This is a genomic window from Labrys sedimenti (genome assembly GCF_034424805.1).
Lineage (GTDB): Bacteria > Pseudomonadota > Alphaproteobacteria > Rhizobiales > Labraceae > Labrys > Labrys sedimenti.
This window is the reverse complement of the sequence record NZ_JAXOUF010000002.1, coordinates 588,823-610,570: the sequence shown is the minus strand read 5'-3', so window position 1 is coordinate 610,570 and position 21,748 is coordinate 588,823. Positions and strand designations below refer to the sequence as shown.

General features: G+C 64.4%; 24 protein-coding genes. 18 read left to right on the top strand and 6 right to left on the bottom strand.

The genetic code is table 11. From position 1 onward, the window contains the following. Nucleotides 1–265 precede the first annotated feature (265 nt). The 6 genes from U1R88_RS09315 to U1R88_RS09290 all read left to right on the top strand — a co-directional run bounded on the left by U1R88_RS09315 (nucleotide 266) and on the right by U1R88_RS09290 (nucleotide 7,830). The gene (locus U1R88_RS09315) at nucleotides 266–1,861 is read left to right on the top strand and encodes a peptide ABC transporter substrate-binding protein (RefSeq protein WP_322430980.1); all 1,596 of its coding nucleotides are present in this window, start codon (nucleotides 266–268) and stop codon (nucleotides 1,859–1,861) included. A gap of 121 nt (nucleotides 1,862–1,982) precedes the next feature. Continuing rightward, the gene (locus tag U1R88_RS09310; protein ID WP_068288442.1) at nucleotides 1,983–2,906 is read left to right on the top strand and encodes an ABC transporter permease subunit; all 924 of its coding nucleotides are present in this window, start codon (nucleotides 1,983–1,985) and stop codon (nucleotides 2,904–2,906) included. After that, the gene (locus U1R88_RS09305; RefSeq protein ID WP_322430979.1) at nucleotides 2,899–4,023 is read left to right on the top strand and encodes an ABC transporter permease; all 1,125 of its coding nucleotides are present in this window, start codon (nucleotides 2,899–2,901) and stop codon (nucleotides 4,021–4,023) included. Before U1R88_RS09310 ends, U1R88_RS09305 begins: the two co-directional genes overlap by 8 nt. 113 nt (nucleotides 4,024–4,136) lie before the next feature. Next, on the top strand, nucleotides 4,137–5,786 hold the full coding sequence (locus U1R88_RS09300) for an ABC transporter ATP-binding protein (RefSeq protein WP_322430978.1): 1,650 nt from the start codon (nucleotides 4,137–4,139) through the stop codon (nucleotides 5,784–5,786). A 113-nt stretch (nucleotides 5,787–5,899) separates the two neighbouring features. Then, nucleotides 5,900–7,165, top strand: a complete 1,266-nt coding sequence (locus U1R88_RS09295; protein ID WP_322430977.1) for a BtaA family protein — start codon at nucleotides 5,900–5,902, stop codon at nucleotides 7,163–7,165. Next, the gene (locus U1R88_RS09290; protein ID WP_322430976.1) at nucleotides 7,162–7,830 is read left to right on the top strand and encodes a class I SAM-dependent methyltransferase; all 669 of its coding nucleotides are present in this window, start codon (nucleotides 7,162–7,164) and stop codon (nucleotides 7,828–7,830) included. Before U1R88_RS09295 ends, U1R88_RS09290 begins: the two co-directional genes overlap by 4 nt. Nucleotides 7,831–7,947: 117 nt before the next feature. On the opposite strand, the gene U1R88_RS09285 is transcribed toward U1R88_RS09290, so the two are convergent. Genes U1R88_RS09285 through U1R88_RS09275 form a run of 3 tightly spaced genes read right to left on the bottom strand, consistent with a single transcriptional unit; the run spans nucleotide 7,948 to nucleotide 9,531 of the window. Beyond that, nucleotides 7,948–8,421 (bottom strand): MaoC family dehydratase, encoded by a 474-nt coding sequence (locus U1R88_RS09285; protein WP_322430975.1) that lies wholly within the window; start codon nucleotides 8,419–8,421, stop codon nucleotides 7,948–7,950. Next, nucleotides 8,418–8,876 carry a MaoC family dehydratase gene (locus U1R88_RS09280; protein ID WP_322430974.1) on the bottom strand — a complete coding sequence of 153 codons (459 nt, stop codon included), beginning with the start codon at nucleotides 8,874–8,876 and terminating at the stop codon, nucleotides 8,418–8,420. Before U1R88_RS09280 ends, U1R88_RS09285 begins: the two co-directional genes overlap by 4 nt. Before the next feature lie 4 nt (nucleotides 8,877–8,880). Next, the gene (locus U1R88_RS09275; protein ID WP_322431367.1) at nucleotides 8,881–9,531 is read right to left on the bottom strand and encodes an LbetaH domain-containing protein; all 651 of its coding nucleotides are present in this window, start codon (nucleotides 9,529–9,531) and stop codon (nucleotides 8,881–8,883) included. Nucleotides 9,532–9,728: 197 nt separating this feature from the next. Here U1R88_RS09275 and phnC point away from each other — a divergent pair, with 197 nt between their 5' ends. The 4 genes from phnC to phnE (U1R88_RS09255) all read left to right on the top strand — a co-directional run bounded on the left by phnC (nucleotide 9,729) and on the right by phnE (U1R88_RS09255) (nucleotide 13,408). Further along, a complete protein-coding gene (phnC, locus tag U1R88_RS09270) occupies nucleotides 9,729–10,535 on the top strand; it encodes a phosphonate ABC transporter ATP-binding protein (protein WP_322430973.1) in 807 nt (268 codons plus the stop codon). A 60-nt stretch (nucleotides 10,536–10,595) separates the two neighbouring features. Then, nucleotides 10,596–11,528 carry a phosphonate ABC transporter substrate-binding protein gene (gene phnD / locus U1R88_RS09265; protein WP_322430972.1) on the top strand — a complete coding sequence of 311 codons (933 nt, stop codon included), beginning with the start codon at nucleotides 10,596–10,598 and terminating at the stop codon, nucleotides 11,526–11,528. A 108-nt stretch (nucleotides 11,529–11,636) separates the two neighbouring features. Continuing rightward, nucleotides 11,637–12,518, top strand: a complete 882-nt coding sequence (gene phnE, locus U1R88_RS09260; RefSeq protein ID WP_068288421.1) for a phosphonate ABC transporter, permease protein PhnE — start codon at nucleotides 11,637–11,639, stop codon at nucleotides 12,516–12,518. Then, nucleotides 12,515–13,408, top strand: a complete 894-nt coding sequence (gene phnE / locus U1R88_RS09255) for a phosphonate ABC transporter, permease protein PhnE (protein ID WP_322430971.1) — start codon at nucleotides 12,515–12,517, stop codon at nucleotides 13,406–13,408. Before phnE (U1R88_RS09260) ends, phnE (U1R88_RS09255) begins: the two co-directional genes overlap by 4 nt. Before the next feature lie 2 nt (nucleotides 13,409–13,410). Here the strand turns inward: phnE (U1R88_RS09255) and U1R88_RS09250 are convergent, their stop codons facing one another. Further along, nucleotides 13,411–14,091, bottom strand: a complete 681-nt coding sequence (locus U1R88_RS09250) for an ArsR/SmtB family transcription factor (RefSeq protein ID WP_322430970.1) — start codon at nucleotides 14,089–14,091, stop codon at nucleotides 13,411–13,413. A gap of 75 nt (nucleotides 14,092–14,166) precedes the next feature. Between U1R88_RS09250 and U1R88_RS09245 the strand changes: the two genes are divergently transcribed. Next, complete coding sequence (locus U1R88_RS09245; RefSeq protein ID WP_322430969.1) at nucleotides 14,167–14,496, top strand: NIPSNAP family protein; 330 nt, start codon at nucleotides 14,167–14,169, stop codon at nucleotides 14,494–14,496. 21 nt (nucleotides 14,497–14,517) lie between these two features. Here U1R88_RS09245 and U1R88_RS09240 read toward each other — a convergent pair whose 3' ends face one another. After that, on the bottom strand, nucleotides 14,518–14,766 hold the full coding sequence (locus tag U1R88_RS09240) for a hypothetical protein (protein WP_322430968.1): 249 nt from the start codon (nucleotides 14,764–14,766) through the stop codon (nucleotides 14,518–14,520). A 180-nt stretch (nucleotides 14,767–14,946) separates the two neighbouring features. On the opposite strand from U1R88_RS09240, the gene U1R88_RS09235 reads away from it, so the two are divergent. After that, on the top strand, nucleotides 14,947–15,984 hold the full coding sequence (locus U1R88_RS09235) for a lysine-2,3-aminomutase-like protein (protein ID WP_322430967.1): 1,038 nt from the start codon (nucleotides 14,947–14,949) through the stop codon (nucleotides 15,982–15,984). Nucleotides 15,985–16,049: 65 nt separating this feature from the next. Here U1R88_RS09235 and phnF read toward each other — a convergent pair whose 3' ends face one another. After that, nucleotides 16,050–16,802, bottom strand: coding sequence for a phosphonate metabolism transcriptional regulator PhnF (gene phnF, locus U1R88_RS09230; RefSeq protein ID WP_322430966.1), 753 nt, complete (start codon nucleotides 16,800–16,802; stop codon nucleotides 16,050–16,052). Nucleotides 16,803–16,936: 134 nt separating this feature from the next. Here phnF and phnG point away from each other — a divergent pair, with 134 nt between their 5' ends. From phnG to phnL, 6 genes are read left to right on the top strand one after another with little or no spacing between them, the layout of a single operon-like run. Then, a complete protein-coding gene (phnG, locus tag U1R88_RS09225) occupies nucleotides 16,937–17,428 on the top strand; it encodes a phosphonate C-P lyase system protein PhnG (protein ID WP_425545399.1) in 492 nt (163 codons plus the stop codon). Beyond that, nucleotides 17,428–18,048, top strand: a complete 621-nt coding sequence (gene phnH, locus U1R88_RS09220) for a phosphonate C-P lyase system protein PhnH (RefSeq protein WP_322430965.1) — start codon at nucleotides 17,428–17,430, stop codon at nucleotides 18,046–18,048. The genes phnG and phnH overlap by 1 nt, the downstream gene beginning before the upstream one ends. Further along, the gene (locus tag U1R88_RS09215; RefSeq protein WP_322430964.1) at nucleotides 18,048–19,160 is read left to right on the top strand and encodes a carbon-phosphorus lyase complex subunit; all 1,113 of its coding nucleotides are present in this window, start codon (nucleotides 18,048–18,050) and stop codon (nucleotides 19,158–19,160) included. Before phnH ends, U1R88_RS09215 begins: the two co-directional genes overlap by 1 nt. Further along, nucleotides 19,157–20,251, top strand: coding sequence for an alpha-D-ribose 1-methylphosphonate 5-phosphate C-P-lyase PhnJ (locus U1R88_RS09210; protein WP_082979741.1), 1,095 nt, complete (start codon nucleotides 19,157–19,159; stop codon nucleotides 20,249–20,251). The genes U1R88_RS09215 and U1R88_RS09210 overlap by 4 nt, the downstream gene beginning before the upstream one ends. Continuing rightward, nucleotides 20,248–21,030 carry a phosphonate C-P lyase system protein PhnK gene (gene phnK, locus U1R88_RS09205; RefSeq protein WP_322430963.1) on the top strand — a complete coding sequence of 261 codons (783 nt, stop codon included), beginning with the start codon at nucleotides 20,248–20,250 and terminating at the stop codon, nucleotides 21,028–21,030. Before U1R88_RS09210 ends, phnK begins: the two co-directional genes overlap by 4 nt. Next, nucleotides 21,027–21,737 carry a phosphonate C-P lyase system protein PhnL gene (gene phnL, locus U1R88_RS09200; protein WP_322430962.1) on the top strand — a complete coding sequence of 237 codons (711 nt, stop codon included), beginning with the start codon at nucleotides 21,027–21,029 and terminating at the stop codon, nucleotides 21,735–21,737. Before phnK ends, phnL begins: the two co-directional genes overlap by 4 nt. The last annotated feature ends 11 nt before the right edge of the window (nucleotides 21,738–21,748 follow it).

The following is a 21,748-nucleotide window of genomic DNA, read 5'->3' as shown; positions in this document are numbered from 1 at the left end:
GCCCGACCTTCGTCCCATCAGTCTTCGCAATGCAAGGGGCATAAAGCGCAGTCGGTTATGGCGAATATTGCGTCGCATCCCGGCCATCCGTAATTTTCAGACGATCACTATACCCTTCGACATACTATCCCCTTGCACGCGGACCGAGCAGCTCTACCCTTCCTCTCCCCGTCGAAAATCGCGGGTTGCCGTAGCGAATGCGAAGGCCTTTACTGCCGGCCTTCAACCAATAGCCGGAACAACTGGCTTCAGAGGGGACATCAGGATGACAGCAGCCTTGAAAACGCGCTTGTTCGGCGCCCTGCTCGCCGTGGGCTTGCTCAGCGGCACGGCCTTGTCGGCTTCCGCCGAAACCGTGCTGAACAAGGGCCTGGGCGGCGAACCCCAATCGCTCGATCCCATCCACACGACTACCAATATCGAGCAGTTCATCATCGACGACCTCTACGAAGGTCTCACCGCCTATGACGGCGCCGGCAAGGTGGGTCCCGCCGTCGCCGAAAGCTGGACGGTTTCGCCGGACGGGCTGGTCTACACCTTCAAATTGCGGCCCAGCGCCAAGTGGTCGAACGGCGACCCGGTCACGGCCGAGGATTTCGTCTACAGCTTCCGGCGCAATCTCGATCCCAAGGAAGCCGGCGAATATGCCAGCCTGTCCTACCCGATCAAGAACGCTCAGGCGATTAATACGGGCAAGGCAGCGGTGGATACGCTCGGCGTCAAGGCCATCGATGCCGGCACGCTGGAAATCACCCTCGAAAGCCCCGTTCCCTTCTTCCCCGAACTCCTGGCTCATCAAAGCGTCGTGCCGGTGAACAAGGCCAATGTCGAGAAATATGGCCGCGATTTCGCCAAGGCGGGCAAGCTGGTGTCGAACGGCGCCTATACGGTGACCGAGCAGATCCCCGGCGATCACCTCACCTTCGTGAAGAACCCCAATTACTGGGGTGCGGCGAATGTGAAGATCGACCGCGTGATCGCCTATCCGAGCGAGGACCAGGCCGCCATCCAGCGCCGTTTCCTGGCCGGAGAACTTGACCTCGCCTATCAATTCCAGGCCGATCAGCGCAAGTTCCTGCAGGAGAAGGTCGGCGACGAGGTTCACGTCTCGCCATCGACGTCGAGCGAATATTACGCCTTCGACACCCGCAAGCCGCCTTTTGACGACATCCGGGTCCGACGGGCCTTCGCCATGGCGATCGACCGCGACTTCCTGGCCAATGACGTGCTGAACGGCGTCTATCAGCCGCTCTATAGCTGGATCCCGGACGGCATCGTCAATTACACGCCAGCCAAGGCCGACTTCGCCGACATGCCTCAGCTCGACCGCGAGGATAAGGCCAAGGAATTGCTGAAAGAAGCCGGTTACGGTCCGGGCGGCAAGCCGCTCAAGGTCGAGATCCGCTACAACACCAACGAGAATTGGAAGAAAGTCGCCACGGCGATCGCCGATATGTGGAAGGGCCTCGGCGCCGAGGTCACCATGCTCAATTCCGATCTCAAGTCCCACTATTCCTATCTGCAGCAGGGCAACAGTTTCGACGTCACGCGGGCGGGCTGGGTCGCCGACTATGCCGATCCCGAGAACTTCCTGACCCTGGGTGTCTCCACCAACAAGGTCTTCAACTACGGCCACTACAACAATCCCGAATTCGATGCCTTGATGGCCAAGTCCTTCACCGAGCGGGACGTGGCCAAGCGCATGCAGATCCTGCACGACGCCGAAGCCATGCTGCTGCGCGATGCGTCGGTCACACCCTTGCTGGTCTATAACGACCCCTGGCTGGTCTCCAAGAAGGTCAAGGGCTGGCACGACAACCTTGCCAACCACCACGGCACGCGTTTCCTCACCAAGGAATGAGCTGCTGCGTGTGAGAGGCAGGAGGCCATCCTCCTGTCTCTCATCCGCGGCTGGAGAAGCGTGCTTGCCTCGCCGATGATGGGCCTGAACGCTTCGCAGACAGCCAATCCGAGGCGATGTCATGCTTTCATTCGTGCTGAAGCGTCTGGCGAGCGCGATTCCGACCCTGTTCGTGATCGTCACGCTTTCTTTTTTCCTGATGCGCCAGGTACCGGGCGGGCCCTTCAATCTCGCCCGGCCGCTGCCGCCGCAGATCATGGACAACCTGAACCGCGTCTATCATCTCGATGACCCGGTATGGAAACAGTATCTAAATTATATCTGGAACGTATTGCGCGGCGATTTTGGCCCCAGTTACGTCTATCGCGACTATACGGTCTCTGAAATCATCCTCCAGAAACTGCCATACTCCCTGCAACTGGGCAGCATGGCCCTGCTTTTGGCTGTCGTCGGCGGCATTCTGATCGGAACGATCGCTGCACTGCGCCAGAATTCGATCGTGGATGTTGCCGTAACCGCGATCGGCAATATCGGCATCACCATACCCAATTTCGTCATCGGGCCGGTCCTCGCGCTCCTCTTCGGACAAACCCTGCATTGGCTGCCGACCGGCAGCTGGGGCGACGGTTCGTTTCGCTATTTGCTCCTGCCGATGATCACCCTGGCGCTGCCGGAACTGGCGACCTTTGCCCGCCTGATGCGCGGCTCCATGCTCGAAGCCCTTCACGCCGACCACATCCGCACGGCGAAGGCCTATGGCCTGCCCGCCAAACTGACCATCGTCGCCCATGCCATGCGCGCCGGCATCCTGCCGATCGTCACCTATCTTGCTCCCGCCGCCGCCTCGCTGCTGACGGGCTCGGTGGTGGTCGAAAAGGTCTTTGGCATTCCCGGCGTCGGCAAGGATTTCGTCGAGGGTGCCCTCAACCGCGACTACACGCTGGTGATGGCGACCGTGGTGCTGGTTTCGGTCTTCATCATCATCTTCAACCTGATCGTCGACCTGCTCTATGCCTGGCTCGATCCGAGGGTGCGTCATGACTGAAACAAGCCTGGCACCCGCCACACTCCCGCGCAGCCGCAGCCTGCTCGAACTCGCCTGGCTGCGGCTGCGCCGCAACAAGGCCGCCATGGTCAGCCTGTTCGTGTTTGCGGCCATCGTGATCTTTTCCGTGCTGGGGCCGTTCTTTTCGCCTCACGGCTACGACCAGGTCTATGGGTCCTACGTCAAGGTTCCGCCCAGCCTCTCGCCCTATCCCAAGCATGCGACGCTCGAGGAGGCCATGAAGCGTGCGGCTTCCCAGGCCCGTCTGCAGGTCCAATCCTTCGAGACATCGGGCACCCAGTTCACGGCGACATTGACGTCGAGCCGGGCGATCGATCCGCGCGCCACCCGCTATGTCGACCGCATCGACGAATTCCGCAACACCAAGGTCACCGAGACCCGGGACGACGGCCGCACGGTCGTCATGCAGGGTGACATCAATGGCCAGTATTTCCTGCTCGGCACCGATGGCAATGGCCGCGATCTCATGACGCGTATCATGATCGGCGGCCAGGTCTCGCTGCTCGTCGGCCTGCTCGCCAGCCTGGTCAGCTTGGTCATCGGCGTCACCTATGGCGCCGTGTCGGGCTATATTGGCGGGCGTACCGACAATCTGATGATGCGTTTCGTCGAGATCCTCTATTCTCTCCCGTTCATGTTCTTCGTCATCCTGCTGGTGGCCTCCTTCGGGCGTGACTTCTGGCTGATCTTCGTTGCCATCGGCGCCATCGAATGGCTCGACATGGCCCGCATCGTGCGGGGCCAGACCTTGTCGCTGAAGCGGCGCGACTTCATCTCGGCAGCCCACGCCCTGGGGCTCAGCGAGGGGGCGGTCATTCGCCGCCACATCATTCCCAACACGCTGAGCCCGGTGCTGGTGTTCCTGACGGTGCGCATTCCCCGCATCATCCTGCTCGAAAGCTTCCTCTCCTTCCTCGGGCTCGGCGTGCAGGCACCACTCACCAGTTGGGGCGCTCTGATCAAGGAAGGCGCCGATTCCATGGAAGCCGCCCCCTATCTCCTGATCTGCCCGGCCATTTTCCTGGTCACCACCCTGTTCTGCCTCAATTTCATCGGCGACGGCCTGCGCGACGCCTTCGACCCCAAAGATCGCTAGAGCGTTTTTCTTTCAGACGGAGGCGCTTTGAACCGCAAAATGCTGCCGATATCAACACGTTAAAAAACGCGGGGGCGGTTCGGCCTAGCCGCATTTTGCTCAAGGGAAGACCGATGCAACAGACACCCTCGGATCCGGATACGAAAGACATCCTCCTCGACGTCAGCGGCCTGGAGGTCGACTTCAGCACCCCCGACGGTACGGTCAAGGCGGTCAAGGGCATCGACCTCAAGGTCAGCAAAGGCGAGACCGTCGCCATCGTGGGCGAATCCGGCTCGGGCAAGAGCCAGACCATGATGGCATTGATGGGCCTGCTCGCCGGCAATGGCCAGGTCCGGGGATCGGCCAAATATCGCGGCAGGGAATTGCTCGGCCTGCCGGCGAAGGAGCTCAACAAGGTACGTGGCGACAAGATCACCATGATCTTCCAGGAGCCGATGACCTCGCTCGACCCGCTTTACAAGGTCGGGCGTCAGGTGGCCGAGCCAATCGTCCATCATCGCGGCGGCAGCTACAAGCAAGCCCGCAAGAAGGCGGTGGAGCTGTTCAAGCTCGTGGGCATTCCCCATCCCGAGCGGCGGGTGGATGCCTATCCCCATGAGATGTCGGGCGGCCAGCGCCAGCGTGTAATGATCGCCATGGCGCTCGCCAACGATCCCGATCTCCTGATTGCGGACGAGCCGACCACCGCGCTCGACGTCACCGTGCAGGCCCAGATCCTGTCCCTGCTCGCCGATCTCAGGCAGCGCCTGGGCATGTCGATCGTCTTCATCAGCCACGATCTCAACATCGTCCGGCGTTTCGCCGATCGCGTCTATGTCATGCGTCGTGGCGAAGTGGTGGAGGCCGGTACCACGCAGGAGGTCTTCGACAATCCCCGGCATGACTACACCAAGATGCTGCTGGCGGCCGAACCGTCGGGCCATAAGGATCCACCACGTCCCGATGCTCCCGTGCTGCTCGAGGGCCGCAACATCCGCGTCACCTATCATCTCAGCGGCAGTCTTTTCGGCGGCCACAAGGCGATGGATCTGAAGGCGGTGGACGATGTTTCCCTGCGCCTGCAGCAGGGACAGACCATCGGCATCGTGGGTGAGTCGGGGTCGGGCAAGTCGACCCTGGGCCGCGCCTTGCTGCGGCTGAATACCGGCGAAGGCGACATCCGGTTCGATGGCCGCGACATCTCGCGGGCAAGCGCGCTCGACATGCGTCCGTTGCGGCGCGCCCTGCAATTGGTGTTCCAGGACCCCTACGGTTCGCTTTCTCCCCGCATGTCGGTGGGATCCATCATCACCGAAGGCCTTAGGGTGCATGAGCCCAGCCTGTCGGCTGCCGAACGGGACAAGCGGGCCGTCCAGGCCCTGACGGAGGTCGGCCTCGATCCCACCGCCCGCAACCGCTATCCGCACGAATTCTCGGGCGGCCAGCGCCAGCGCATCGCCATTGCGCGCGCCATGATCCTCAAGCCCAAGGTGGTGGTGCTCGACGAGCCGACCTCGGCGCTCGATCGCTCGGTGCAGAAACAGATCGTCGAACTGCTGCGCGACCTGCAGGCCACCTACGGCCTGTCCTATCTGTTCATCAGCCATGATCTGTCGGTGGTACGCGCGCTGTCCGACTATGTCGTCGTGATGAAGGAGGGACGCATCGTCGAGGAGGGCTCCACCGCCCAGATCTTCGACGCACCGCGCGAAACCTATACCCGCACGCTTATGGCGGCGGCACTCGGCAAGGAACGCGTGGAGGCGGCCGGTACGGCCTGAGGACCTGTCGCCTGCGCGTCGCTTTGGCGGCCCCTTGTCATCCCCCCGTCATCGCTTGGTCTTATCCGCGAATCCCATCGCGCAACCCGGATTCGGCGAAGGAGCGGATGGGCATGACGGATGTGAACAGCATCGGGACACAGGCGCCAGCCAAGGGCCAGGGCCATGTCAAGCAGGCCGTGGAGCATCACCGGCTATTGTCGCTGCGCGGCATGCAGGACCGGCTCTTCACCTTGGCTTTCAGTGGCCTCGTCTACGCCCAGATCTGGGAAGATCCCGAGATCGACATGGAAGCGCTGGCTCTCAAATCCGACGACCGGCTGGTTGCCATCGCCTCCGGCGGCTGCAATGTGATGAGCTATCTCAAGGCTGGCCCGGCCGCGATCACCGCGGTCGACCTCAACCGCCACCATATCGCCCTCAACCGGCTGAAGATCGCGGCGGCCCGGCACCTGCCCGACCATGCCGCCTTCTACGATTTCTTCGCGCGCGCCCACCAGCGCCGCAATGTTTCGATCTACGAGACGGCACTGCGCTCCCATCTCGACGCCGAGACACGCGCCTATTGGGACGGGCGTGACCTGCTCGGCCGCCGCCGCATCGGCTATTTCGGCAAGAACCTCTATCGGTACGGCCTGCTCGGCCGTTTCATCGGCCTGGGACATCTGATCGGACGGCTGCATCGCATCGATCCGGCCGACCTCCTGGCCGCTCGCGATCTCGCCGAGCAGCGCCGGGTCTTCGACGAGCGCATCGCGCCCCTGTTCGATCGCCCCCATATCAAATGGCTCACGCGCCGGCGGGCCTCGCTCTATGGCCTGGGCATTCCGCCCGAGCAGTATGACGCCCTGGCCGGGGCGGCAGCCGACGGGGAAGGCATTGCCGACGTGCTGCGCGAGCGGCTGGAACGCCTCGCCTGCGATTTCGACCTCAAGGACAATTATTTCGCCTGGCAGGCCTTCGGCCGCGGCTACAAACCCGATGGCGACGGGCCGGTGCCGCCCTATCTCGAGCCGGCGGCCTACGAGGCCGTGCGCGACCGCGCCGACCGCATCGATGTTCGCCATGTCAATTTGATCGACCATCTCAAGGCCCAGCCGGCGGCCAGCCTCGACGCCTATGTGCTGCTCGATGCCCAGGACTGGATGACCGATGTCATCCTCACCAAACTGTGGAGCGAGATCACCCGCACGGCCCGCCCCGGCGCCCGCGTGATCTTCCGCACCGCCGCCGAGGAAAGCCTGCTGCCGGGGCGTATTCCCGCCGATTTGCTAGCGCGCTGGTCCTATGATCGCGAGCGCTGCCGGGCCTGGACTGCGCGCGACCGCTCCGCCATCTATGGCGGCTTCCATCTCTACGAGCTGCGAGCCCTCCATTGAGCATCGAGATCCAGACGGGCGATGCCGCGGCGGCGATGAACCGGATCTATCGCCACCAGCGCTACATCTATGATCTCACGCGCAAATATTATCTGCTCGGCCGGGATCACCTGATCGCATCGCTGCGGCCGGCTGCTAGCGATGCCATTCTCGAAATCGGTTGCGGCACCGGCCGCAACCTCATTGCCGTGGCCAGGCGCTACCCCGCCACGCCGCTCTCCGGCTTCGACATTTCGACGGCGATGCTCGAAACGGCACGGCACTCGCTGGACCGCAATCGGCTGGCCCGCGTCACCGTGGCCCAGGCCGACGCCACCCGTTTCTCACCCGAGCAATTCGGGCGCAAGGGTTTCGAGCGCATCTATATCTCCTACACACTGTCGATGATCCCGGATTGGCAGGCCGTGCTGGAACGGGCCATTGCAGCCCTCGGACCGGGCGGTCGCCTCCTGATCGTGGATTTCGGCCAGCAGGAGGGCCTCCCGAGCTGGTTCAAGCGGCTGCTCTTTGCCTGGCTGGCGCGCTTCCACGTCCATCCGATCGCGGCATTGCCCGCGGCTCTGGCGGAACTCGCAAGCCGCGAGCACCTGCAGCTCCGGACCAGTGACCTCTACCGCGGCTACGCGTTCTATGCGGAGCTGGAGCGGCCTGCCACAGTGACGTAGTACTGCAGTTGCGGTTTTTATTCGAAGGGGATTTGGAGTGTCAGCCTATCCCGTGCTCTTTTAGGCAAACGCAACGGTAGGGCACGCTTGGGGGTACGGAGGATTGGCTTGATTCTTTCACCCCCGCCTTTCCCAAAACACCGTGCCCTCGAAGCGGAAGGCCTGTTCGCCGTGCTGGTTGAGCGCCGAGCTCAGCATGGAGACAATGCCCCATTCGGGCCGGGAGGTGCTCTCCTTCTTGCCCGTGACCTCCACGCTGTAGCGCAGCGTATCGCCGGCGCGCACCGGCCTAGCCCAGACCATGTTGCGAAAGCCCGGTGACGGGCCGAGCTTGACCACCGGCTTGCCGAGCTGGTGTGCTCTGGCGATCTCGACCTCCTGATGCGCCACCAGGAGCTTCATCCACACGGCCGCAACCTGCCAGCCCGACGCCACCAGGCCGCCGAAATGGCTGGCCGCCGCAGCCGCTTCGTCGACGTGAAAGGGCTGGGGATCGTAGAGCATCGCAAAGCGCTTGATGTTCTCGACCGAAAAGGTGAAGGCACCGATCTCGTCGGTATCGCCGATGGCGAGATCCTCAAAATATTTCATGCCGCCAGCCTCCGGCTGAACATGATGGAGCCGGTCTGGGTGGTCACCACCGTCTTTCCATCAGCCACAAGCTCGAACAGGAACTTCACCAGGCCCATCTCGGGGCGGCTCTTGGAAGCGCGCGCCTCCAGGGTCGTGCGGCGAACGCTCAGCGTGACATCCGGGCGGAGCGGCGCCAGCCATTTGACCTCGTCGATGCCGGGCGCGCCCATCGAGGTGGAGTTGAGCATGAAGCCATCGCAGTTGAGCCGCATCAAAATGCAGCAGGCATGCCAGCCGGAAGCAGCAAGTCCACCCAGCATGGTGTTCTTTGCCGCTTCCTCATCGAGATGAAACGGCTGGGGATCATATTCCCTGGCGAAGGCGAGGATGGCTTCGCGCGTCAGCCGGTACGACCCGTATGTCGCAATCTCGCCGACCGGGAAATCTTCAAAATGGAGCAGTGCATCAGCCATGCCCTCAGGATGGACCGATTAGCCCCTCAACGGCAAGAGTCTCATACTTGTCGAGGAAAGCCTCGACCGGGAGCTCACGGAAGTCCGGAAGGGCCATGCGCAGCGCCTCATGTGACCAGTCCCACCAGGCCAGAGCCTGCAGGCGATCGGCAATCGCATCCTCGAAGCGACGGCGGATCGGCCGCGCCGGATTGCCGGCGACGATGGTGTAGGCCTCGACGTCGCGGGTAACCACGGCGCCAGCGCCCACCACGGCGCCGCTGCCGATCCGGCGCCCCGGCAGCACGATCGCGCCATGGCCGATCCAGACATCATGACCGATATGGACGTCATGCCGTCGGCGCCAGGCGAAAAATTCCGTTTCGTCCTCCTCGCCTTCGAAATAGGCCGAGGCGCGATAGCTGAAATGGCTCTGACTTGCCCGGTCCATCGGATGATTGCCCGGATTGATGCGGGTATGGGCCGCGATCGAGACGAAACGGCCGATATGGCTGTAGGCGATGTCCGCATCGTTGACGACATAGGAATAGTCGCCGAGCTCGACCTCGTTCAGGCTGGTCCGCGGACCCACCTCGGTGTAACGCCCGAGCCGGCTCGCTGAAATCAAAGCCGTCGGGTCGATGAAAGGCGCGTGGCTGAGTTTGGGCAAGGCAATTCACCGGTGATGGAAAGCCTCCTGCTTCCCATCCTCCTGCGACAATGCCATGACAAGAAACGATCCGAGCGCCCGGCCTGTCGCAATTGCCGGCGACATCCGCGGGGGATCGTCACTGAAACATCATTGAACTGCCATCCCTCTGTAATCGCCCGGCGTTACCGACTCCGGAAACCTGCACGAGAAGGGATCTGTTCATGCTGGCGATCAAAGGAGTTTCCAGGCGCTTTGGCGGCAAGACGGCTGTCGCCGATGTGAATCTGGAAATTACGCCCGGCGCCTTCATCGGCGTGATCGGCCGCTCGGGGGCCGGCAAGTCGACCTTGCTGCGCATGCTGAACCGCCTCGTCGACCCGAGCGAGGGCACGATCTCCTTCGACGGCGTCGACGTCACGGCCTTGCGTGGACAGGCCTTGCGGGACTGGCGCGCGCGCTGCGCCATGATCTTCCAGCAGTTCAACCTGATCGGCCGCCTCGACGTGCTCACCAATGTGCTGATGGGCCGCCTCAACAAGGTCTCGACGGCCAGCGCCGTGCTGCAGCTCTGGGGCCTCGAAGACAAGGCCATGGCACTCGCCGCGCTGGAGCAGTTCGACATCGCCAATCTCGCCGGCCAGCGCGCCGACAGCCTGTCCGGCGGTCAGCAGCAACGCGTAGCGATCGCCCGCGCCTTGGTGCAGGAACCCTCGATCATCCTGGCGGACGAGCCGATCGCCTCGCTCGACCCGCGCAACACCAAGATCGTGATGGATGCCCTGCTGCGCATCAACAAGCATTTCGGCATCACCGTCATCTGCAACCTCCATTCGCTCGATCTCGCTCGCGGCTATTGCGACCGCCTGATCGGCATGTCCGCAGGCCGTGTGGTGTTCGACGGCGTTCCCGCAGCGCTGACGGCAGACGCGGCCCGCGACCTTTACGGCCTGGAGGCCGGCGAGGTGATGGACGCCGATGCCGACACCAAATGGGCAGGTCAGGCTCGCCCCGCCAGCGTCGCCGCCTGACAGGCCGGCCGCGCATCTTCAAGAGCCACAAGAACACGATATTTCCGACAGGAGAGACCTATGCTTTCGCGCCGCACGCTGCTCGGCCTTGCCGCAGCAGCCATGAGCTTTGCCGCCGGTACTGCCCAGGCCGAGGACTGGAAGGCCCAGTATCCCGAATTGACGCTCGCCGTCATTCCGGCTGAAAACGCCTCCACCACCAATGATCGCTACCAGCCGCTGGCCGACTACATCGCCAAGCAGGTTGGCGTGCCGGTCAAGCTCAACATCGCCAACGACTACGCCGCCGTGATCGAAGCCCAGCGCGCCGGCTTTGCCCAGATCGCCTGGTATGGCCCGGCCTCCTACGCCCGCGCCATCATCACCGGCGTCGCCACCGAGCCGGTCGCAGTTCCCCGCCACAACAACGGCCTTACCGGCTACTACTCCGTGATCTATGTGAAGGCCGACAGCCCCTACAAGACCATCGAGGACCTCAAGGGCAAGAAGCTCGCCCTCGTCGACCCCAACTCGACCTCCGGCAACAATGCGCCGCGCTTCGGCCTGCACAGCCAGGGCATCGACGTCGACAAGTTCTTCTCCTCCGTCGTCTTCGCCGGCAGCCATGACAACGCCGTGCTGGCCCTTGCCCAGGGTACCGCCGACGCCGCGGCCAACAGCTGGAACTCGGAAGACGATTCCAACCTGACCCGCATGCTCAGCCGCGGCATCCTCAAGAAGGATGACGGCACTCCGATGACCAGGGCCGACTTCCGCGTCATCTACAAGACGCCCTTCCTGCCGGAAGGTCCCTATACGGTGCTCGCCTCGCTGCCCGACGATTTGAAGAAGAAGATCGGCACGGCCCTGATCGACTATGCCAAGAACGACAAGGCCAATTTCGACAAGCTTTCCGACGGCAAGGATCTTGAACTCACGGCGATCAGCGCCAAGGAATATCAGCCGATCGTCGACATGGTGAAGTTCAACGACACGCTCCGCAAGACCCAGTAAGGCCAGGCATGATCGCAAGAGAGGGCGCGCACCGCGAGGTGCGCGCCCTTTGCACAGGCGGATTTCGCAGTAGGCCACGGCCGCTCGACCAGGCAGGAGGATATAACATTGCCGGCTATCAATAGCTTGCCGGAAGCGCAGGCCCGAGCCTTGCTGAAAGCCTACCAGGCAACCATTGCCGCCAAGAAGCGGCGGATCTGGCTCGCCGTCGCTGTCGGCATCGCCCTCTACGCGCTGTCGGCGCATGTGGCGTCGGTCCGGCCGGGCTTCCTGTGGACGCATATCGGCAACTTTACGTCCTTCTTCAGCCGCATCGCCCCTCCCCTCACTCTCGGCAACTTCGTCGGCGATATCAGGGAGTGGTATTGGGGCTTCGGCAAGTGGCTGGTGCTGCTCGGCGACACGCTGCTCGTCGCCTATCTCGGCACGCTGCTCGGCGTTCTCGGTGCCTTCGCCCTGTGTTTCATGGCCGCGGCAAATCTGACGCGTAGCCGGCTTCTGCGGGCCGTGGTCCGCCGCTGGCTCGAATTCTGCCGCACGGTTCCCACCATCGTCTTTGCCATGATCTTCCTGATCGCCTTCAAGTCGGGACCGATGGCCGGCGCCCTGGCACTCGCCATCCACACCATGGGCGCGCTCGGCAAGCTGTTTGCCGAAGTGGTCGAGAATGTCGACATGAAGCCGGTAGAGGGGACAGTCGCGACCGGCGGCTCCTGGCTGGAGAGCATACGCTTTGCCGTGCTGCCCCAGACCCTGCCGAACTTCGCCTCCTATTCCCTGCTCCGCTTCGAGATCAATGTGAGGGAGGCCGGCGTCATGGGCTTCATCGGCGTCGGCGGCATCGGCCAGGAACTCCTGGTGGCGATCCGCACCTTCGCCTATGCCGATGTCAGCGCCATTCTTCTGATGATCATCGTCACCGTCTTCATCATCGATTTCGCCACCGAGAAGCTGCGCCACCGCCTGATCGGTCAGGAGGCGACGCCATGAACAACCGCATCAACGGCCCGGCACCGCGTCCGGCAGGCCCTCTCGCCCCGCTCGGCCCTGAAAAACTCGCCTCCGTGGCGGCTCGCCATCGCGCCCATTTCGAGACCTCCTGGCGCACGCGTTTCCTGGCGGGCGGCGTGATCGCCGTCCTGCTCGCCCTTGCCGTCGTCGCCATGATCCGGCTCGAGGTCACGCCGGATCGGTTCTTCAGCGGCCTTTCGCGGCTCAGCACCTTCGTGGTGCAGATGTTCCCGCCCAATGACGAGGGCAAATTCTGGTTCTTCGTCGAGGCCCTCGCCGAAACGCTCGCCATCGCCTTCGCGGGAACGCTCACCGCGGCCGTGCTGGCCGCGCCCGTAGCCTTCCTGGCAGCCCGCAACGTCATTCCCAATGTCTTCGTCCGGTTTGCCGTGCGCCGCGGCCTCGACGTGATCCGCTCGGTCGATGCGCTGATCTGGGCGCTGGTCTGGGTCGGCGTGGTTGGCCTCGGTCCCTTCGCCGGCGTGCTCGCCATCATCTGCGTGGACTTCGGCGCCTTCGGCAAGCTGTTCTCCGAAGCGATCGAGACCACCGACAACAAGGCGAGCGAGGGCGTGCTTTCCACCGGCGGCAACCGCATCCACCGCATCCGTTTCGCCCTGATCCCGCAGGTTCTGCCGGTGATGGCCAGCCAGGTGCTCTATTTCTTCGAATCCAACGTGCGCTCGGCCACCATCATCGGCATCGTCGGCGCTGGCGGTGTCGGCCAATATCTGGCCGAATTGCTGCGGGTGCTCGACCTGCCGCCCCTCGGCGTGCTGATCTTCATGATCCTGGTGACCGTCGCCGTCATCGACGTGATCTCGTCGCGCCTGCGCCTCGCGATCATCGGCCAGCCGCAACGGCCCTGATCCTATCCCGCCAGGCCGAACGCCGCATCGAAAGCCTTTGCGCCGACCGGTGTGAAGGCAATCACGCGCCCCTCCCTGCGCCGAGCCCAATCACGCTCGATCACCCAGTCGAGGAGCCTCGCACCAAGGGCACCGCCGAGATGGCTGCGGCGCTCGCTCCAGTCGAGACAGCGCCGGCAGAGCGGGCGCCGGCTTTTGGCCATGGCCGGCACGTCGAGCCCCAGCCCGACGAAGAATTGCTGCCCGGTGGCCGTGACCACGGGATCGTCATCACCGCTGATAAAGCCCTGACAGACGAAGCCGTCCAGCAGGGCGACGCCGCGCGCTCCGGCGAGGTGGTCGTAGCAGATCCTGGCTGTCCGCATGGCTTCGTCGCGCGGGCCGGTTCGCACCCTGACGGCGCCGGTGCGTTGGGCCAGCCCCATCAGCGCTTCCAGCACCTGCGCGACATCGTGGCCGGACAGGCGAAAATAGCGGTGCCGTCCCTGTTTCTCAGCTGAGAGCAGGCCGGCCGCATCGAGCTTGGCAAGGTGGCCGCTGGCCGTCTGCAGGGTGATGCCCCCGGCCTCGGCCAATTCACTCACGGTGAGGGCCCGCCCATCCATCAGCGCCGTGAGCATGTTGGCGCGGGCGGGGTCGCCGATCAGGGCGGCGACAGAGGCGATCATCGGTCCGTCTTTCATACTACGATCATAGCCGAAGCATTGACGTCGCTCAATCGCCTAGCCTGTCCCGGTCAGCCAACCAAGGAGACGGCCATGATCACGTGCTTCATCCGCTATGACATCGATCCCTTCAAGCTCGAAGCCTATGAGGAATATGCCCGCAATTGGGGCCAGCTCATCCCGGCCTGCGGGGCCGACCTCATCGGTTACTACGCGCCGCATGAGGGATCGGCCACGACGGCCTACGGGGTCTACAATATCGAGGACCTCGCCGCCTATGAGGCCTACCGAGCCCGGTTGCGCAACAGCGCCGGCGGCCGCGCCAACTACGATCTCGCCAAGCGCGAAGCCTTCATCCGGCGGGAAGATCGCCTTTTCCTGCGGCAGGTTTCGGCGCCGCATGCTCCTCTTGTGAAGGCATGAGAACGCGGCGCCTGATGGATCTTAGCCGCCGACGGCGTCAGCCGTGCACTTCTTGACGAAGCTCGTCTTGGCCGCACCGTTCAGTTTCTTGGTAGCGGCCTGCGCATCGCAGGCGCCGGCGGCATCCTTGGCGCATTTGTTGGTGAAGGCCGTCAAGGCGGCCCCCGCCAACTTCTTGTCGGTTGCCTGGGCCTTGCAGGTGGCACCTGCGGCCATGGCACTGGCGACGAGGCAAGACGAAACGAGAGCAACACCGAGCAAACGGATCATGCTGATTCTCCCAGGACAGCCCCCGGCGAAGCATGCATGGCCCGCAGGGTACGGTCGAGACGATTCTTGCCTTTCACCTTCCGAAAGGCGGCCCAAAGGTTTATGAGCAGGGCCAGATTTTGAAACCCTGCAGGATTTCCGGGACAGGACCGAAACGGGCCTCCCGGAACAGACGATCACATGAACAAGCATTCCAGTCTCAGGAGCGCTTCCGATCTGGAGGCCGCCGGCCTTGTCTCGCCGCTCGAACGCCTCGACATCGAGGAGGTCGCGCGACGTTTCTCCGTTGCCATCACCCCTGCGATGTCGGACCTGATCGAGGGCCCCCCCGATCAGGATCCAATCGCCGCCCAGTTCGTACCGACCAGCCATGAACTGACATGGAGCCCGGACGAACTCTCGGACCCGATCGGGGACGACGCCTTCTCGCCGGTGAAGGGCATCGTTCATCGCTACCCCGACCGCGTCCTGCTCAAGCCACTGCATGTGTGTCCGGTCTATTGCCGCTTCTGCTTCCGGCGGGAGATGGTGGGGCCGGAGGGCGACATGCTCGGCAGTGGCGAACTCGATGCCGCCCTGGCCTATATCGCCGGCAATCCGGCGATCTTCGAGGTCATCATCACCGGCGGCGATCCCTTCGCGCTGTCGCCGCGGCGCATCGGCCGGATCGTGAGAGCGCTGTCGGCCATCGATCATGTCGGCGTGATCCGCTTTCATACGCGCGTGCCGGTGGTGGCGCCCGAACGGGTCACGGACGAGCTCATCGAAAGCCTCGACAGCCCGAAGGGCGTGTTCGTCGCCCTGCACGCCAATCATGTGCGCGAACTCACGCCCGCCGCGCGGGTTGCCTGTACGCGGCTGGTCAAGGCGGGGATCGCCATGGTCAGCCAGACCGTGCTGCTCAAGGGCGTCAACGCCACGGCCGAGGAACTGTCGGCCCTGTTCCGGGCTCTGCTCGGCCTGCGCATCAAGCCCTATTATCTGCACCATGGCGACCTCGCCAAGGGTACGGGCCATTTCCGCACCACCATCGCCGAGGGCCAGGCGGTGATGCGGGACCTTCGCGGCACCCTCACCGGCCTCGGCCAGCCCACCTATGTGCTCGACATTCCCGGCGGACACGGCAAGGTGCCGATCGGGCCTGGTTATCTCGACGATGGCGAGAACGGCCCTGTCGTGACGGATCCGCGCGGCATCCGGCACGACTATCGCGGCTAGGGATCTTGGTGTGTCGACCACGCTCCATCGATTGATGGAGCTGAAAGGCCGGCACTCAGCGCCCGTCAGCTCTGCACCACGATCTCGGTACGGTCCGCGGCAAACAAGCTGAAGATCGCCTGGATCGGCACGCCGTCGGCATCGATGTTGACACCCTCCACCGTCAGGACGGGGCGGCCGACCGCAATATCGAGCCTGGTTGCTTCATCGGGTGAGGCAAAGCGCGCCCCGACACGGGTCGATACCCGCTTGTAATCCTCGACGCCGCAGGCCGCCAAGGCCGGCGTCACGGCCCCGAAGCGCCGATAGGCATCGGCAAAACCGGCAAAGCGCGGCAGCGGCAGGAAGGAATTGCCGAAGGCGATCGGCACCCCGTCGGCCGAACGCATGGTCAGCAGCTTCAGCACCGGACTGCCCGGTGCAATGGCCAGCAATCCGGCAAGGCGCGGATCGGCCTCGATTTCGACGGCCTCCAGCACGATGCCCCCGGCCTCGCGCCCTTCCTGCGCCATGTTCTGGCTGAAACGCGTGCGCTCGCCGATCGGATAGGCAAGCCGAGAAAGCTCGACGAAGGTCCCCCTGCCCTGCGCGGTGCGCACCAGGCCCTTGCCGGCCAGTTCGCCGAGGGCCCGGCGCACCGTATGCCGGTTGACGCCGAAGCGGGCGGCCAGTGCGGCCTCCGTCGGCAATTGCGTCCCGGGGGCCAGCATGCCGCCAATGATCTCCGCCTCGACGAGATCCACGATCTTGCGCCAGGCGGCGATACCATCGCCACGGGAAACACCGTCTTCCGCAGCAGCAAAATCGCTTGTTGCCATCTGCGACGAAAAATTCCTAGGCGGGACTGGTTTTGTCATGGAAGCGTTGCAAGGTTCCTCATATAGTTGTCTATATCACTAGACAACATGCTTCGCCAGCCTGTTGTGACCCAAGGCAGAGCAATGGTTCCGACATGAATGAGTCCTCCCCAGATCGTCATCGCCAGATGGCGGCCGAGCCGGCTGCCGGACTGAAGGCACGCCAGGCCGTCATGCGCCTTTGCGCCCACGCAACCGGCAGCGAACTCGACCAGGCCCTCTCGACCCTGGCTCCGTTGCCGGCCCATGCCGCGCTGCGGCCCGCCGCAACCGGCCTCGTCATGCTGCAGGGCCGGGTCGGCGGCGACGGCGCCGCCTTCAACCTGGGCGAGGCGAGCACGTCGCGCGCCACCGTCCGGCTCGAAAATGGGCCTGTCGGCTTTGCCTATCATCTCGGCCGTAACAGCGCCAAGGCCAGCGCCGCCGCCCTGCTCGACGCACTCTGGCAGGACGAGGCCCGTCGCAAGGCGGTCGAACGGGCACTGCGGCCGGTGGCCACCCGGTTGAATGCGGAAGCCGGCGTTTCAGCCCGGCAGACCGCAGCGACCAAGGTCAATTTTTTCACCATGGTACGGGGAGAGGACTGATGATCAGCCTTGCACAGGACCAATTTGCACAGGATCTGGCGCCCGGCTTTGCCGATGCGGCACTCGAATCCCAGGCGGTCTTCCGCGCCTGCATGAATGCGCTGGCCCGGCCGGCCCGTCCCCAGCCCCTTTTGACGGGGCTGGTGCCACCGGCACCACTGACGCCGGAACTGGCCGCCCTTGCCCTCGCTGTGGCCGATCACGAGGCCCCGCTCTGGCTCGATGCCAGGCTGCGGACAGCGGAGGTACGAGCCTATCTCACCTTCCATACCGGAGCCCACCTGACGGAAGACCCACAAGAGGCAGCCTTTGCCCTTGTCGCAGATGCCGCCGCCTGTCCTGACCTCGCCAGTTTCGCCCAGGGCAGTGACGAATATCCCGATCGCTCGACCACGCTGCTGATCGCACTGGAGCGGCTCGAAGCCGGCCATGATCTCGCCTTTACCGGGCCCGGCATCAAGGCCGACGCAGGTTTGGCGCTCGCGCCGCTTCCCGATGACTTCCGCCGGCAGCTCAGCGCCAACCATGCCGCCTTTCCATGCGGCGTCGATATCGTCTTCACGGCACCGGGCAGGATCGCCGGCCTGCCGCGCTCGTCCCAAATTCTTGGAGTAGCCTGATGTATGTCGCCGTCAAGGGTGGCGAGGAAGCCATCGACAACGCCCATCGCCTGCTCGCTCATGTCCGGCGCGGCGACAAGGCGGTTCCCGATCTCGCCACCGATCAGATCCGCGAGCAACTCACCCTCGGCGTCGACCGCGTGATGGCCGAGGGCTCGCTTTACGACCGCGATCTGGCCGCCCTCGCCATCAAGCAGGCCCGGGGCGACCTGATCGAAGCGATCTTCCTGGTACGCGCCTATCGCACCACCTTGCCGCGTTTCGGCACCAGCACGCCTGTCGATACCGACGACATGGCCATTCGTCGTCGCATCTCGGCGACCTTCAAGGACCTGCCGGGCGGCCAGGTGCTCGGCCCGACCTTCGACTACACCCATCGCCTGCTCGACTTCATGCTGGCCGCCAGCGCCGAGGTCGAGCCCCCCAAGGAAAAGCCCGCCACCGGGGAGAAGACGCCGCGCGTCAGCGACCTGCTCGGCGGCGAGGACCTGATCGAGCGCAACGCCGCTCCCGACCCCGAACGCCCGGTGGGCGATCTCACCCGCGAACCCCTCGCCTTCCCGGCCGACCGCGATCTCAGGCTGCAGGCGCTCGCCCGGGGCGATGAAGGCTTCCTCCTGGCGCTCGCCTATTCCAGCCAGCGCGGCTTTGGCCGCACCCACCCCTTCGTCGGCGAAATCCGGCTCGGCGAAGTGGAGGTGGAATTCGTGCCGGAGGAGCTCGGCTTTGCCGTGCCGATGGGCTCGATCACCGTCACCGAATGCCAGATGGTCAACCAGTTCGCAGGCTCTGCCGAAGCCGCGCCGCAATTCACACGCGGCTATGGCCTGGTCTTCGGGCAGGCTGAGCGCAAGGCGATGTCCATGGCGATGGTCGACCGCTCGCTGCGGGCGCGCGAGTTCGGCGAAGAGAGGACTGCGCCCGCCCAGGACGAGGAGTTCGTGATGTCCCATTGCGACAACGTGCAGGCGACGGGCTTCGTCGAGCATCTGAAACTGCCCCACTATGTCGACTTCCAGGCCGAGCTCGACCTCGTCAGGCGCCTGAGGGCCGAGCATGCCGAGCGGCGAGAGACGGCGCTGGCCGAAACCCGGCAGGAGGACGCAGCATGACCGAGGCAGCAAGTCATCCCGGTCGGAGCGAAGCGGAGAGCCGGGACCGCAAGCAGGAAGAGGCTCACTCTTCGAACGGTCCCGTGTCTGCGGGGCATCGCTCCGCGCTGCACCGCGCACGGGATGACAATCCCAGCGGCTACAATTTCGCCTATCTGGACGAACAGACCAAGCGCATGATCCGCCGGGCGATCCTCAAGGCCATCGCCATCCCCGGCTACCAAGTGCCCTTCGCCTCGCGCGAGATGCCGATGCCCTATGGCTGGGGCACCGGCGGCGTGCAGGTAACAGCGGCGGTGATCGGCCCCGACGACGTGCTGAAGGTGATCGACCAGGGCGCCGACGACACCACCAACGCCGTCTCGATCCGCCGCTTCTTCGCCAAGACGGCCGGCGTCGCCACCACCACCGCCACGCAGGACGCCACCATCATCCAGACACGCCACCGCGTGCCGGAAGCGCCCCTCAAGCCTGACCAGATCCTGGTTTATCAGGTGCCAATCCCTGAGCCGCTGCGCTTCCTCGAACCGCGCGAGACCGAGACGCGCAAGCTGCACGCTCTCGCCGATTACGGCCTGATGCATGTGAAGCTCTATGAGGACATCGCCCGCCACGGCCATATCGCCACAACCTACGCCTATCCGGTGGAAGTCGCCGGGCGCTATGTCATGGATCCCTCGCCGACGCCGAAATTCGACAATCCCAAGATCGACGATTGCGAGGCGCTGCAGCTCTTCGGAGCCGGGCGCGAGAAGCGCATTTATGCGGTGCCGCCACATACGCGGGTGAAGAGCCTCGACTTCGAAGATCATCCGTTCAGCGTGCAGCGTTTCAGTCAGCCCTGCGCCCTCTGCGCCGCGCGGGACGTCTATCTCGACGAGGTCGTCCTCGACGATCGCGGCGGCCGCATGTTCGTCTGCTCGGACACCGACCATTGCGAAACGAGGCGGGCCGCGGGGCACAGGGGCGAGATGCTGGGCTCGTCGCCCCTGGAAGCACGGACGTCCTCACCCGCTCCAGCCTTGTCGTCGAGTGCATCGTTTTCACGAGCGGACGAGGACGTCCGCGCTCCCAGGAAGGATGAGCCATGACTTTCGACAGCTCCCCCCTGCTCCAGGCTCGCGGGCTCACCAAGCATTACGGCACACGCCTGGGCTGCGCCGACGTTTCCTTCGATCTCTATGAGGGCGAGGTCCTTGCCGTGGTCGGCGAGTCCGGGTCGGGCAAGTCCACCCTGCTCGGCCTCCTCTCCAGCGAGGTCGAGCCCACTGCCGGTTCGGTGCATTATCGCATGCGTGACGGGGCCGTCCGCGACCTCTTCGCGCTGAGCGAGGCCGAACGCCGCTTCCTCCTGCGCACCGACTGGGGCTTCGTGCGCCAGGATGCGCGCGACGGCCTGCGCATGGGCGTCTCGGCCGGCGCCAATGTCGGCGAGCGCCTGATGGCGGTCGGCGCGCGGCATTATGGGCGTATTCGCGAATCGGCACTGGACTGGCTCGGCCGGGTGGAAATCGAGGCCGACCGCATCGACGATACCCCCGCCAGCTTCTCCGGCGGCATGCGCCAACGCCTGCAGATCGCCCGCAACCTCGTCACCCGCCCGCGCCTCGTCTTCATGGACGAGCCGACCTCCGGCCTCGATGTTTCGGTGCAGGCGCGCTTGCTCGACCTCCTGCGCGGCCTCGTTGCCGATCTCGGCATCGCGGTCGTCATCGTCACGCACGACCTCGCTGTCGCACGGCTGTTATCGCATCGCATCATGGTGATGCGGCAGGGCCGGGTGATCGAGACGGGCCTGACCGACCAGGTCCTCGACGATCCGCACGAGGCTTACACCCAACTTCTGGTTTCTTCGGTGCTGGCAGCATGACCTCCCCCATTCTCACCCTCGAAGGCGTTTCCAAGAGCTTCACCCTGCATCTTCAGGGAGGCCAGAGCATCGGCGTGATGCAGGATGTTCGCTTTGCCGTCGCCCCCGGCGAATGCGTCGTGCTCGGCGGGCCGTCCGGGGCCGGCAAATCCTCGATCCTCAAGATGATCTACGGCAATTATCGCTGCGATAGCGGCGCGATCCTGCTGCGCGAAGGTGAGGAGGTCGTCGATATCGCCACCGCCGAACCCCGGCGCATCCTGGCGCTACGCCGCCGCACCATGGGCTATGTCAGCCAGTTCCTGCGCGTGATTCCCCGCGTCTCCGCCCTCGCCATCGTGGCGGAAGCGGCACGCGAAACCGGCCTGGCCGAGGACGCCGCCACCAGGCGCGCCCAGGATCTGCTTCACCGGCTCAACGTGCCGGAGCGGCTCTGGCGCCTGCCGCCCGCGACCTTCTCGGGCGGCGAGCAACAGCGCGTCAACATCGCGCGCGGCCTCGCCGCCGACCGGCCGCTTCTGCTCCTCGACGAGCCGACCGCTTCGCTCGACGCCGCCAACCGGGCGGTCGTCGTCGACCTCGTCACCGCCAAGAAACAAAATGGCGTCGCAATTGTCGGCATCTTTCATGACGAGGATGTGCGCGAACGAGTCGCGGACCGCGTCGTCGACGTCACCCGGTTTTCCGTAACTTCACTTGCCGCCTGAACGGACATTTC

Bases quoted from the DNA above. Each gene is read 5' to 3' on its own strand.
- U1R88_RS09315 (WP_322430980.1), top strand. From the start codon at position 266: ATGACAGCAGCCTTGAAAACGCGCTTGTTCGGCGCCCTGCTCGCCGTG.
- U1R88_RS09310 (WP_068288442.1), top strand. From the start codon at position 1,983: ATGCTTTCATTCGTGCTGAAGCGTCTGGCGAGCGCGATTCCGACCCTG.
- U1R88_RS09305 (WP_322430979.1), top strand. From the start codon at position 2,899: ATGACTGAAACAAGCCTGGCACCCGCCACACTCCCGCGCAGCCGCAGC.
- U1R88_RS09300 (WP_322430978.1), top strand. From the start codon at position 4,137: ATGCAACAGACACCCTCGGATCCGGATACGAAAGACATCCTCCTCGAC.
- U1R88_RS09295 (WP_322430977.1), top strand. From the start codon at position 5,900: ATGACGGATGTGAACAGCATCGGGACACAGGCGCCAGCCAAGGGCCAG.
- U1R88_RS09285 (WP_322430975.1), bottom strand. From the start codon at position 8,421: ATGAAATATTTTGAGGATCTCGCCATCGGCGATACCGACGAGATCGGT.
- U1R88_RS09280 (WP_322430974.1), bottom strand. From the start codon at position 8,876: ATGGCTGATGCACTGCTCCATTTTGAAGATTTCCCGGTCGGCGAGATT.
- phnC (WP_322430973.1), top strand. From the start codon at position 9,729: ATGCTGGCGATCAAAGGAGTTTCCAGGCGCTTTGGCGGCAAGACGGCT.
- phnD (WP_322430972.1), top strand. From the start codon at position 10,596: ATGCTTTCGCGCCGCACGCTGCTCGGCCTTGCCGCAGCAGCCATGAGC.
- phnE (WP_322430971.1), top strand. From the start codon at position 12,515: ATGAACAACCGCATCAACGGCCCGGCACCGCGTCCGGCAGGCCCTCTC.
- U1R88_RS09250 (WP_322430970.1), bottom strand. From the start codon at position 14,091: ATGAAAGACGGACCGATGATCGCCTCTGTCGCCGCCCTGATCGGCGAC.
- U1R88_RS09245 (WP_322430969.1), top strand. From the start codon at position 14,167: ATGATCACGTGCTTCATCCGCTATGACATCGATCCCTTCAAGCTCGAA.
- U1R88_RS09240 (WP_322430968.1), bottom strand. From the start codon at position 14,766: ATGATCCGTTTGCTCGGTGTTGCTCTCGTTTCGTCTTGCCTCGTCGCC.
- U1R88_RS09235 (WP_322430967.1), top strand. From the start codon at position 14,947: ATGAACAAGCATTCCAGTCTCAGGAGCGCTTCCGATCTGGAGGCCGCC.
- phnF (WP_322430966.1), bottom strand. From the start codon at position 16,802: ATGGCAACAAGCGATTTTGCTGCTGCGGAAGACGGTGTTTCCCGTGGC.
- phnG (WP_425545399.1), top strand. From the start codon at position 16,937: ATGAATGAGTCCTCCCCAGATCGTCATCGCCAGATGGCGGCCGAGCCG.
- phnH (WP_322430965.1), top strand. From the start codon at position 17,428: ATGATCAGCCTTGCACAGGACCAATTTGCACAGGATCTGGCGCCCGGC.
- U1R88_RS09215 (WP_322430964.1), top strand. From the start codon at position 18,048: ATGTATGTCGCCGTCAAGGGTGGCGAGGAAGCCATCGACAACGCCCAT.
- U1R88_RS09210 (WP_082979741.1), top strand. From the start codon at position 19,157: ATGACCGAGGCAGCAAGTCATCCCGGTCGGAGCGAAGCGGAGAGCCGG.
- phnK (WP_322430963.1), top strand. From the start codon at position 20,248: ATGACTTTCGACAGCTCCCCCCTGCTCCAGGCTCGCGGGCTCACCAAG.
- phnL (WP_322430962.1), top strand. From the start codon at position 21,027: ATGACCTCCCCCATTCTCACCCTCGAAGGCGTTTCCAAGAGCTTCACC.